This is a genomic window from Streptomyces sp. NPDC029466, from assembly GCF_055574515.1.
Window position 1 is genome coordinate 37203 of sequence record NZ_JBVHZH010000008.1, and the last position, 11599, is coordinate 48801.

Below are 11599 nucleotides of genomic sequence, written 5' to 3' on the forward strand. Positions count from 1 at the left end.
CTGGTAGTGGAACCACTACGGAGAGGAGTAGTCGTGTCCGGCAGTCTGACCCCACCCGTACAGCTCGGCGAACCCCGGCCCGACCCGAAGCCCGCGGCAGAGTGCGATGTCTGCCAGGCGCTGGTAAACGAGCGGCAGTTGGCAGAGGCACGGGGCGACAAGAGCAAGGTTGTCGACCTGAACATCGAACTCAGGAACCACCCCGAGCACGAGGGGCAGCGATGACTGCCGAAGTGGTGACCGAGGCGACCGAACCATGAGCGGCCCGAAGACTCCCGCCCCGGCGGCGGAACCTGGACAGTCGAGCAGCCGGGACGGGTGACCAACCGTGGAGGAAAACCTCTACGGCCCTATGGGTCATGCCCTCGACGGTACGGCGGCATGGCCCCTTGCGAAAGAGGAGGCTGGTAGATGAGCGCCTTGGCTGTCGAGACGTATGAGACGCGCACGCCCGACGCCGAAGGCTGGCGCGGAGTCCCGTTCATGCACCCCGCGGACATGGAGGCGGACGGCGGCAAGCACGACGGCGGGCCCATGCCCCCGGAGGCACCCCGCGAGCCGCAGCCGCAGGGCGGGGACGGCAAGTAGCGCCTGTGCGGGGGGGGGGGGGGGGGGGGGGGGGGGGGGGGGGGGGTTGGGGGGGGGGGGGGGGTGCTTCCCCCCCCCCCCCCCCCCCCCCCCCCCCCCCCGCCCCGCTCACGTCCGAGCCCGGTACTTCCACACAGACAGCGGCAAAAACACCGCGACCAGCCCCGCGATCCACAGCAGCGCGCCCTGCGCGGAGCCCGCGACGGGGCCGCCGATCATCAGGTTCCGGGACGCGTCGACGACCAGGGTCATCGGGTTGTGCTCGACGAAGACCCGCAGCCAGTCGGGCATGGTGTTCGGCGCGACGAAGACCGAACTGCCGAACTGGAGCGGCAGCATGGCGATGGTGCTCACGCTCTGCACCGTGTCGATGCTGCGGGCGGCCAGGCCGATGAAGGCGTTCACCCAGCACAGCGCGATGCCGTACAGGAGCAGCAGGCCGAAGGCGGCGAGGGTGGGCAGCAGGCCGTTGTCCGCGCGGAAGCCGATGAGCAGGGCGAAGGCGAAGACCGCCAGCTGGCTGATCAACAGCCGTACCGAGTCCGCCGAGACCCGGCCGATGAGGACCGCGGACCGGGCGACGGGCATCGACCGGTAGCGGTCCATCACCCCGGAGGAGAAGTCGGTGTTGAGGGCGATGCCCGCGGTGCGGGAGACGATGGTGTGGTTCAGGGCCATGATCCCCGGCATCAGATACTGCCGGTAGTCCGCGCTGTTCCCGGCGATCGCGCCGCCGAAGGCGTAGATGAAGATGACCGACAACACCACCGGCATCAGCGCGGTGTCCAGCACCTGCCCCGGACTCGCCAGCGACTTGCGCAGGTTGCGGCGCGAGAGCGCCAGTGAGTGACGTACCAGTGAACTCATGCCGCGCTCCTAGCGGCGACGGGTTCCCTGGCAGCCGCGGGTCCGGTGAGCTTGAGGAAGACCTCGTCAAGGCTCGGAATGTGGGTGTCCAGTGAGGCGAGCGGGATATCCGCCTCGCCGAGGGTGCGGACCACGGCGGTGAGCTGGCTGCCACCGCCGGTGAGCGGCAGTTGGAGCCGGCCCTCGTCCGTCATGACGGTGGCCTCGGTGTGGCCGGCGGCCACCAGGACCTGCCGGATCCGCGCCAGATCGCCGGGCTCCTCGGGCTGGATCCGCAGCATCTGCCCGCCCAGCCGCGCCCGCAGCTCGGCGGTGGAGCCGGACGCGATGACCCGGCCGCTGTCGATCACCACCAGGGAGTCGGCGAGCGCCTCCGCCTCCTCCATGTACTGGGTGGTGAGCAGCACGGTCGTGCCCTGTTCCGCGAGCCGGTTCACCTCCGCCCAGAGGCTGTTGCGGCTGTGCGGATCGAGGCCCGTGGTCGGTTCGTCGAGGACCAGGACGCGGGGGTCGCCGGTGAGGCTGGCCGCCAGGTCGAGCCGGCGGCGCATGCCGCCCGAGTAGCCGCCGACGGGCCGTTTGCCGGCCTCGGTGAGGCTGAAGCGTTCCAGCATCTCGTCGGCGCGGGCCCGGGCCTTGCGCCCGCGCAGATTGAACAGCCGGGCGATGAGGTAGAGGTTCTCCCAGCCCGAGATGTCCTCGTCCACCGAGGCGTATTGGCCGGTGAGTCCGATCAGCGGGCGCACCTTGGCGGCCTCGCGCACGACATCGTGCCCGTGCACCAGGATGCGCCCGCTGTCCGGGCGGATGAGCGTGGAGACCATGCGCACCAGCGTGGTCTTGCCGGCGCCGTTGGGGCCCAGCAGCCCGAGCACCCGGCCGGCCGGAACCTCCAGGCTGACGCCGCGGATCGCCGCCGTGCTGCCGAAGTTCTTCGTCAGATCCTCGATCCGGATGGCAGCGGTCATCGGCTCCGGGTCCTTTCGGGAAGTGCGGTACGGGGGCGGTCAGTCAAGGACGTAGCCGTCTCCGGCCCGGGAGCCGCGGGAGCGGCGCAGATCGGTGAGGACGAAGGTGCGCTGAAGCCAGCGGTCGCGGCCGTCGTAGCGCGGCTGGAAGGCGCTGCGCCCATGGGTGGTGACCCGGTTGTCGACGATCGCCAGATCGCCCGGGGCCAGCACCGTGCTCTGGCCGGTCCGCTCGAAGGCGTCCCCGAGCTCGTCCATCGCCCGGCGGGCCCGGTCGGTGACCGGCTCGGTGGCCGCGAAGTCGATCCGCAGATCCGGGTCCTCGGGCGCCCCGAAGATCACCGGGTGCGGCTCGGTGCCGCCGTCCGAGCCGCCGAAGGACGGCGGGGGAGCGGTGACGAACTCCGGTGCGGCCAGCACCGTCCGGGTCTCCTCGCTCAGCAGCGGCATCGCCGCGCGGATCCCGGCGGTGCGCAGCGCGGCGACCTTCTCGTGGTCGGCGCGCAGGCACAGCAGCATGACGAAGTCGGGGCGGTGCGGATGGAAGGCGTTCTCGTTGTGGAAGGTCAGCAGGACCGAGCCCGCGTTCCCCTGGAACTCCTCCTTCCCCGGCACCGGCACCACGTCCTGGACCAGGGCGCCGGTCTTCTCCGGCCGGAAGGCGGCCGGGTCGCCGAGACCGCAGGCCACCATCGTCAGCATCGCGGCGGCCACTGAGCCCGCCCGCTGTACGGAACCGGCGCCGGACGGGGTGTCGGGCAGCGCGGCCTCGTCCACCGGCAGACCGCGCAGCAGCAGCACTCCGCTGCGCCCGGAGTCGCGGCGGAACTCGTGCAGCGGGCGGCGCAGCCCGAGCGGCAGCTCCGACCAGCCGGTGCGCGCGGCATCGACCCAGCCGGCGCTGTCCACCAGTGCGGCACCGGAGGCCATCACCCGGCGGGCGGCCTGCTCGGCCGCCACGGATTCGTCCGGGGTGAGCGACGCGACCCGCGCCGCCGCCCCGGTGTCGAGGGTCACGGTCATCAGGACGCCGCCTTCGCGGTGCCCTCGGAGTCCTCCATCGCACGGACGAGACTCAGCGGACGCATATCGGTCCACTGCGCGGCGATGTACTCCAGGGCCTCGGCGCGGCCGGTCTCCGGCAGGGCGGCCTTCCAGCCGTCCGGGACCTCGGCGAACGCCGGCCAGAGGGAGTACTGGCCCTCGTCGTTGACCAGGGCCAGGTAGCGGCCCTCGGCGTCCTCGAACGGGTTGGTCATCGTATTGCCTCTCTCGTCTCATGACTGGGGTGCGCGGGCCCGAGGGTGTCCTCGCCGTAGACGCCCTGCACCCAGTTGGTGTGGTAAACGGTGTCGAGGTAGCGCTCGCCCATATCGGGCGAGATGGCGACCGAGGACAGCCCCGCCGGTCTGCCGCGCTCCGTCAGCCACCGGTCGGCGCCGCTGACGACCGTCCCGGTGGAGCCGCCGAACAGAAAGCCGCGCCCGGCCAGCCGGTGGCACATGCGCACGGTGTCCGGCTCCGGGACGAGCACCACATCGTCGATGAAGTCCTCGTCCAGCAGCGCCGGCCGGACCCCGGAGCCCAGGCCCGGGATCATCCGGGGGGACGGCGGGTGGCCGAAGGCGACCGAGCCGACGCTGTCGACGGCCACGATGCGGACCCCGGGCCGGTGCTCCTTGTACCAGCGGGCGCAGCCCATCAGGGTCCCGGTGGTCCCCGCCCCGACGAAGAGCACGTCCAGCGCGGGGTAGCTCCGGTGGATGGCGGGAGCCGTGTAGCGGTAATGCGCCCGCCAGTTGGCGGGGTTGACGTACTGGTTGAGCCAGACGTACCGCGCGTCCTCCTCGCACAGCTTGCGTACGTAGGCGATCCGCGCCCCGAGGAAGCCCCCCTCGGCCGCGGGCTCCGCGATGGTGTGGACGGTGGCGCCGAGCGCCTCCATCAGCCGCTTGGAGGCCAGATTGCACCGGGAGTCGGTGACGCAGACGAAGCGGTAGCCCTTGCTGGCCGCGATGACGCTCAGTGCGACGCCCAGATTGCCGGACGAGGATTCCACCAGGACGGAACCGGGGGACAGCCGCCCGGCCTCCTCCGCGGCCTCGACCATTGCCAGCGCGGCCTTCTGCTTCACCGAGCCGGTGAAATTGAAGCCCTCGCACTTGAGATGCAGCGGGATTCCGAGTACGGCGTCGAGATCGACGTACAGGTCTTCCTCGTTGAATTCCTGTGGAGCCGAAATAGTCGGCACGGGTGCCTCCCGCCCTAGCCGTAACGGCGCATCTCGTGAAAGAAATCGTCGACGATCTGCAACTCGCCGGATTCCTTCACGGATTCATAGACATGCCTGCCGAGTGCCAGATCCAGCACCCCCAGGCCGAACGGGGAGAAGATCACCGGCCGGTCGGCCGGCGGCTGCACCTTCCCGGTGAGGACGTCGTACAGCGTGCCGTCGAGGAAGTCCCGGTGGCCCACCCGCTGTTCCGCCAGGTGCACCGAGGTGTCCGCCTTCAGACAGTGCTCCACGTCGTCCACGAGGTTGGCCGCGCCGAGCACCACCTCGGGCGACAGATCGCGCAGCGAGACATGCAGGACCAGCGGGTTGTGCGCGAACCACCCGGGCTCGGTGACATGCGGGGTGCCGGCGACGGTGGCGAAGACCACCAGGTCGCAGGAGCGGATCAGCTCCTCGGCGGAGCCGTGCACGGTGACCGTGCCGGACTCGCCGGACTGGCGGAGGTAGTCGGCGAAGCCGCCCGCGTGCGCCGCCGACAGGTCGTGCACCCCGATCTCGTCGAACTCCCAGCCGGTGCGCGCCAGATAGGTGTGGATGTAGCGGGCGATCAGCCCGACGCCGAAGAACCCGATCCGGGCCGGCCGGGTGCCGCGCGCGGCGGAGATCCGGTCGGCGGCGAGCGCCGCGGACGCCGCGGTGCGCGCCGCGCTGATGATGGAGCTCTCCAGACACGCCAGCGGGTAGCCGGTGTCATGGTCGTTGAGGATCAGTACCGCCGAGGCGCGCGGGATGCCGGCCCCGACGTTCTCCGGGAAGCTGGAGATCCACTTCAGGCCGTCCGTGGGCCGCTCGCCGCCGATCGAGGCGGGCAGCGCGATGATCCGGGAGGACGGGCGGTCGGGGAAGCGGAGGAAGTACGACGGCGGGTTCACCGTCTCGCCTCCGCCGTGCAGCCGGTAGGCCGTCTCGATCAGGTCGACGACGCCCTGGTGGTGCGCGTCGAGGACCCGGTGCACCTGGGCTCCGGAGATGACGGAGAACGAAGGCGCAGCGTGCTGCTGGGGCATGTGAAGCTCCGTGGAACCGTAGAGGAGAGGAGGGAGGGCCGGCCTTCCGGACCGGCCCGGCCTGTCAGGTGGCGGACGGCAGGACGTGTCCGTCGAGGCGCACCGGGTCACCGAAGAGCGCCACGATCTCGCGGTCGCCCTCGTACGCCTCGCGGCTGTGCGCCATCCGCAGGTTGTCGACCACGAGCAGGTCGCCGGCCTGCCACGGCTCCCGTACGGTCGCCGCCGTGTACACCTCGTTGATGGTCTCGACGACCTGCGCCGGGACCGGCTCGCCGTCGCCGTGGAAGGTGGTGAACGGCAGCGCGTCCGGCCCGTACAGGGACACCAGGTACTCGCGCACCGCCGGGTCCATGGTCAGCTCGTTGAGGAAGGCGATCTGGTTGAACCAGAGCCGCTCGCCGGTGGCGGGGTGGCGCACCACGGCCGCGCGGTGCTGCACGGTGCGCAGCGAGCCGTCCGGCAGCCACTCGTGGTCCAGGGCGTGCGCCCGGCAGTACGCGTCGACCTGCCGGGGGTCCTCGGTGCCGAACGATTCGCTCCAGCTGACGCCGATGTCACGGTAGCTGCGGGCCAGCCGCCAGCCCTCGCGGGCGAAGCGCTCCACCAGATCGTCGGGCAGCGCCGCCAGCACGGTACGGGCGTCGGCCACGGCGGTCGCGCCGCCGGAGCGGGGCGCCGTCAGACAGCCGAACAGCGCGATGCCGGGCACCTCGTCGCCGTAACTGCGCTCGTGGTGCATGCACATCGGCTCGTCGGCCGGCCACTCCGAGGCGCCGTAGACGCCGTTGCCGAAGTAGGTCCGGCCGGTGAAGCCCTCCCGCTCGGTCATCGGGGTCACCCCGAGCGCCCGCGCGGCCCGGCCCAGATCGGCGGGGGCCGCCAGAGCCAGGCCCCGGACGAGCAGGGCGCCGTGCCGGGCGAGCAGATCGCGGACGGTCTTGTCGGGGAGGTCCGGACCGGTCAGCCGGAGGACCGGCGTCCGGCCCTCGCCGAGGAGCAACTCGGCGCCGTCGCCGAGGGTTTCGGGGACGGCCGGGCCGTCAAACGTGGCTGTCAACTGGCTGCCTTCCTGGATTCGGAGCCTCGGCGGCCCGGCGGTCGAGCAATGCCGCACAGTCCGCGAGAACCGGGTGCTGCTGGAGTTCGACGGGCGTCACCACACGGTCCAGCGCGATCGCCAGCCGCAGCATGGACAGTGAGGTCCCGCCGCTGTCGAAGAAATGGGAGTCCCGGCCGATGCGGCCGGCCGGCACCTTCAGGACCTGGGACCACAGCTCGGCGAGCCGCCGCTCGGTGCCGGTGCGCAGCTCCACGCCGCCGTCCGCGGACTCCTCCTGCCCGGCGAGCCGGGTCAGCGCCTTGCGGTCGATCTTGCCGTTGGCGGTGAGTGGCAGGACGTCGAGCCGGCGGAACCGGCTGGGGATCATATAGCCGGGCAGCGCCGCGCCGAGCGCTTTCAGGAGCCGCTCGTCGGACAGTTCCTCGCCGCTGTGGAAGGCCACCAGCTGCCGGCTCTCACCCTCCCCGGTGACGACGACGGCGCTGTCCCGCACCCCGTCGACCCGGAGCAGCTGGTTCTCCACCTCGCCGATCTCGATCCGGAAGCCGCGGATCTTGACCTGGGCGTCCCGGCGGCCGAGGAACTCCAGCCGTCCGTCCGGCAGCCACCGTCCGAAGTCCCCGGAGCGGTACATCCGTTCACCGGGCAGCAGCGGATCGGGCATGAAGGCGGCCCGGGTGCGCTCCTCGTCGTTGACGTAGCCCCGGCCCACGCAGACGCCGGAGAACAGGATCTCGCCCGGGGAGCCGAGCGGCACCGGACGCAGCCGTTCGTCGACGATATGGATCCGCACATTGGCGACCGGCCGGCCCAGCGGCACCGAGCCCTGTTCGGGCACCCGGCGCATCACCTCGTGGTTGGTGTCGTCCGAGGTCTCGGTCAGGCCGTACGCGTTGACCAGCGCGACCTCGGGGAACGTGGCGAACCAGCGCTCCACCAGCTCCTTCTTGAGCGCCTCGCCGGTCGCCGACACATGACGCAGCCGGGGCAGCGCGCGGGGGCTGCGCTCCAGCTCCGTCAGTACCACTTCGAGATAGGAGGGCACGGCCTGGAGGACCTCGACCCCGCCGGTGGCGAGCGTCTCGATGAAGCGTGCCGTGTCCAGGATGTCCGGCTGCCCGATGATCAGGGTGCGTCCGCCGACGGCCAGTGCGGCCACCAGCTGCCACAGGGAGATGTCGAAGCACTGCGGCGCGGTCTGGGCGACCACCCGGCCCTCGGTGATCTCCAGATCGTCGATCTTGGCGAGCAGATGGTTGAGGAACCCCGCGTGCTCGCACACGGCACCCTTGGGCGCCCCGGTCGAGCCCGAGGTGAAGTAGATGTACGCGCTCTGCCCGGCGGCCACCGGCACACCGGGGTCGGTGACCGGATGGTCTGTGGCGAGCAGCTCCGTCAGATGGTCCGCGTGCACGCCCGGCAGCCCGGCCAGCGCCTCGGCCAGGCCCGGGGACGCGTCCCGCTCGGTCAGCACCCGGCGGCAGTCGGCGCGCACCAGCATGCCGGTGATCCGGTCGGCCGGGAAGTGCGGCTCCACCGGCAGATAGACGCCACCGGCCTTGAAGACGGCCAGCACGGCGACCAGCCAGGGGAGATTGCGTTCGGTGACCACCGCGACGACGTCCTCGTCGCGCAGTCCGCCGTGGCGCAGCGCGTGGGCGACGCGGTTGGCGCGCTCGTTGAGCTCACGGTAGGTCCAGGACTCGGTGCCGTGGACGGCGGCGATGTCGTCCGGCCGCAACCGCACCTGGTCCTCGAACAGTTCATGCACCCGGCGGTCCGGCAGCTCCCGCTGCGGGCCCGCGAACTCGGCCAGCTGCTGGGCGATCTCCCGCTCCGGCACCGGGCTCCACTCCTGGTGGTCCGCCTCGGGCCGCTCGGCCAGTTCGCGCAGCGCGGCGAGCAGATAGCCGGCGAACCGGCCGGCCTGTGCGCCGTCCAGTGCGCCGGGGCGGTGGCTCAGCACCAGGTCCAGCCGGTCCCCGGTCCGGGAGAGGCCGGCGGCGAGCACGGTACCGGCGCTCAGGTCCTCGGGTCCGGCCGCCCGGCCGTCGACCAGGACGGTGTCGAACAGCGGCTCCGTGCGGCCCGTCTCGGTGCGCAGCGCGTCGAGGACCCGCGGGGAGTGCCGCCGCACCCCGTCCGCCCACTGGGCGACCTCGGTGGCGAGTTCCGCCCACGAGCCGCCGGAAAGGGCGGCCCAGAGCGGCAACGGGCCGTTCTCCGGGTCGTTTTGCGGGTCGCTTTGCGGGTCTTTCCGCGCTACCTTTCCGGGCGGACATCCGGCGGGCAGATATCCGGTCACCACGGAGGAATCACCCGTGACCGCCGCCAGTACCCGCACATAGGCGGTCAGCAGCAGGTCGTCGGGGGAAAGCCCTTGCCCTTCCGACCGGAGAAGCAGCGCCTGCGCGGTGTCGGCGGGTATAGCGGTGCGGCATACGGCAGCGGAATCCGCCGGATTCCCCGGCCACCGGGGCAACGGGGTGTATCCGCCGCCGAGAACTCTTTGCCAGAATGCGCGGTCCGCAGCCGTCACCGCAACCTCCCTTGTGGCCATGCCGGTTGTCATGGCTCGGTACTGTCCATGAGCGAACAAGACGCTAGGTCGGCGGCTTATTGGCGAGATATCGCGCCGCCGACCACGGGCGATACTCCGAAGGGCACCGGCCGGAAAGGGCGACCGGCCGCGAGAGCGACCGGCCACGCGGGCGACCGGCCGCGCGGCGCTCACCTCAGGCGTCCGCCCGGAGCGGAGCACCCTGGAGGGCGGGGACGGCCGGGCCGTCGGATTCCGCGGACGGGCCGTCACCCTCCCCGGGTGGGGGCTCCGGCGGTTCCGTGCCCAGCAGCTTGAGCAGCGGGCCGGTCATCGCGGTGGTGCCGATCGCCATGAGGACCAGCACCGTCAGGCCCGACGTACTGATCAGATGGCGCTGCCAGCCGATGCCGGCGACCACCAGCTCGGTGACGCCGCGGCAGTTCATCAGCGTGCCGAAGCGCAGTGCTTCCTTCGGCCGGTAGCCCATCATCCGGGCGGCGCCCCCCGCACCGACGAGCTTCGTCAGGGTCGCCACGACGATGACGGCGGCGAGAACCAGCCAGTGCCACGGGTCCCGTCCCAGGGCCCCGACCGACACATTGAGCCCCACACCGGCGAAGAACAGCGGCAGCAGCACGGTCAGTGTGAAGCCCTGGAGCTGCTGGTTCATCCGCTCGGTGACCCTGGAGTCCCGCGGGATCGCCGTACCGAACAGGAACGCCCCGATGACCGCGTGCAGCCCCAGCAGATGCGTCAGTACGGCATAGCTGATGGCGCCGACCAGCAGCAGCGGCAGCAGCGTCCCCTTGCCGGGCCGCTCCTCCGCCCGGCGCACCGCGGTCGCCAGCAGCGGACGCACCACGAGCGCGGTGAACACCACCAGGGCCACCACCAGCGCGATCGTGCTGCCCATGTCGGAGGAGGCACCGGACCCGGTCGCCGCGAGGATCACGGTCAGCGCGAGCCAGGCGATCCCGTCGCCCACCGCCGCACTGGCCAGCGCGAACTGGCCGATGGGGGTGCGGTCCAGCCGCAGGTCGGTGAGGATCCTGGCGAGCACCGGCAGGGCGGTCACCGACAGGGCCAGCCCGAAGAAGCAGAGGTAGCCGACGGTGTGCGGGGACGAGCCCTGCAGCATGTCGGGGGCCGCCGCGGCGAGCCCGAGCCCGGCCACGAACGGCAGGCCCATCGCGCCGAGCACGCTCACCCCGAGCGTCCCGACGGCCTTCTTGGGGCTCTCCATGCGCAGCTCGCAGCCGAGCAGGAACATGAAGACGATCAGCCCGAGCTGCGCCACCGTGTTGAGGGCGGAGACGACATCGGGGGAGAGCAGCCAGGACTGCCCGGACGGCCACACCCAGCCCAGCAGCGAGGGGCCGAGCAGCAGACCGCCGAGGATCTCACCGATCACCAGGGGCTGGCCGAGCCGGCCCAGCAGCGCGCCCAGCAGATGGCTGAGCAGAATGATCACCATGACGGCGAGCAGGAACCTGGCCGTCGTGTCGACCTCGGTCGACGACCCGCCGGAGCCCAGCCGGCCCCACCACAGCCCCACGGCACCGAGCAGCAGGACGACGCCTGCGACGACCTTCAGCACGAGGTCACCGGGGTGCCGACGGCGAGCGGCGCGGCGGGGACCTCGCCGCCGGGCCAGGACGCGAAGCGCCGCGCCCCATACAGCAGCGGCGTCCCGGGCTGCTGGGTGACCCCGGTGACCGCGCCCACCACCAAGGTGTGGTCGCTCACCTCGACCAGCTTCGTCACCCGGCACTCGGCGACCGCGAAGGCGTCGTCGACCAGCCACGGCAGCCCGGCGTCCGGCGAGCGCCGCCAGCCGACCTGGGCGAAGCGGTCCGCGACCTGGTGCGCGAAGACCTCACCGGCCCGCTCCCCGCGGTCGTGCAGCAGATTCACCGCGAAGGCGCCGTAGGCGCGCAGCGCCCCCAGGGTCTCGCCCCGGGTGGTCAGCCAGACCGAGAGGGTCGGCGGCGCGGTGGTCACGCTCGACAGCGAACTGCACGTCAGCCCACGGGGCCGGTCGTCCGCCCCGTAGGTGGTGATCACCGCGACGCCGGTGGGAAAGGCGCCCATCAGCGAACGGAAGTCGTCGGCCGGCACCGGGCGGGAGGCCGTGTCCGGTGCGGACGAGGGTGGGGGAAGGCTAGCCATGGTGAGGTCGTCCTCCGGTTGGGGCGCCGGGCCGTCCCGGGACCGGCCCCGGACTCCCGGCCGCACGGGCGGGTGAAGCGCCGACGCCCTTACCCGCCG

The 11599-nt window shown here is 71.9% G+C and carries 12 protein-coding genes; 2 read left to right on the plus strand and 10 right to left on the minus strand.

What is annotated here, in order from left to right; translation table 11 throughout:
* The first annotated feature begins 33 nt into the window (after positions 1–33).
* Together ACZ4XD_RS09315 and ACZ4XD_RS09320 are read left to right on the plus strand one after the other, a co-directional pair.
* Positions 34–225, plus strand: a complete 192-nt coding sequence (locus tag ACZ4XD_RS09315) for a hypothetical protein (RefSeq protein WP_468039813.1) — start codon at positions 34–36, stop codon at positions 223–225.
* 186 nt (positions 226–411) lie between these two features.
* Positions 412–588: a hypothetical protein gene (locus ACZ4XD_RS09320; RefSeq protein WP_235468077.1), complete on the plus strand. Its 177-nt coding sequence runs from the start codon at positions 412–414 to the stop codon at positions 586–588.
* A gap of 108 nt (positions 589–696) precedes the next feature.
* On the opposite strand, the gene ACZ4XD_RS09325 is transcribed toward ACZ4XD_RS09320, so the two are convergent.
* The 10 genes from ACZ4XD_RS09325 to ACZ4XD_RS09370 all read right to left on the minus strand — a co-directional run bounded on the left by ACZ4XD_RS09325 (position 697) and on the right by ACZ4XD_RS09370 (position 11500).
* Entirely contained in the window at positions 697–1455 is a 759-nt protein-coding gene (locus ACZ4XD_RS09325; RefSeq protein ID WP_468039815.1) for an ABC transporter permease, read from the minus strand.
* Positions 1452–2423, minus strand: coding sequence for an ATP-binding cassette domain-containing protein (locus tag ACZ4XD_RS09330; RefSeq protein WP_468039817.1), 972 nt, complete (start codon positions 2421–2423; stop codon positions 1452–1454). The genes ACZ4XD_RS09325 and ACZ4XD_RS09330 overlap by 4 nt, the downstream gene beginning before the upstream one ends.
* A 39-nt stretch (positions 2424–2462) precedes the next feature.
* On the minus strand, positions 2463–3446 hold the full coding sequence (locus tag ACZ4XD_RS09335; protein WP_468039819.1) for a TauD/TfdA family dioxygenase: 984 nt from the start codon (positions 3444–3446) through the stop codon (positions 2463–2465).
* Entirely contained in the window at positions 3446–3682 is a 237-nt protein-coding gene (locus tag ACZ4XD_RS09340) for an MbtH family protein (protein ID WP_468039822.1), read from the minus strand. Before ACZ4XD_RS09340 ends, ACZ4XD_RS09335 begins: the two co-directional genes overlap by 1 nt.
* Positions 3679–4674, minus strand: coding sequence for a 2,3-diaminopropionate biosynthesis protein SbnA (gene sbnA / locus ACZ4XD_RS09345; RefSeq protein WP_468039824.1), 996 nt, complete (start codon positions 4672–4674; stop codon positions 3679–3681). The genes ACZ4XD_RS09340 and sbnA overlap by 4 nt, the downstream gene beginning before the upstream one ends.
* A 14-nt stretch (positions 4675–4688) precedes the next feature.
* Complete coding sequence (gene sbnB, locus ACZ4XD_RS09350; protein WP_468039826.1) at positions 4689–5726, minus strand: 2,3-diaminopropionate biosynthesis protein SbnB; 1038 nt, start codon at positions 5724–5726, stop codon at positions 4689–4691.
* A gap of 64 nt (positions 5727–5790) precedes the next feature.
* Positions 5791–6786 (minus strand): TauD/TfdA family dioxygenase, encoded by a 996-nt coding sequence (locus ACZ4XD_RS09355; protein WP_468039828.1) that lies wholly within the window; start codon positions 6784–6786, stop codon positions 5791–5793.
* On the minus strand, positions 6770–9001 hold the full coding sequence (locus tag ACZ4XD_RS09360) for a non-ribosomal peptide synthetase (protein ID WP_468040092.1): 2232 nt from the start codon (positions 8999–9001) through the stop codon (positions 6770–6772). Before ACZ4XD_RS09360 ends, ACZ4XD_RS09355 begins: the two co-directional genes overlap by 17 nt.
* A gap of 523 nt (positions 9002–9524) precedes the next feature.
* Entirely contained in the window at positions 9525–10928 is a 1404-nt protein-coding gene (locus tag ACZ4XD_RS09365; RefSeq protein WP_468039830.1) for a cation:proton antiporter, read from the minus strand.
* Complete coding sequence (locus ACZ4XD_RS09370; RefSeq protein WP_468039832.1) at positions 10922–11500, minus strand: flavin reductase family protein; 579 nt, start codon at positions 11498–11500, stop codon at positions 10922–10924. The genes ACZ4XD_RS09365 and ACZ4XD_RS09370 overlap by 7 nt, the downstream gene beginning before the upstream one ends.
* Between the last annotated feature and the right edge of the window lie 99 nt (positions 11501–11599).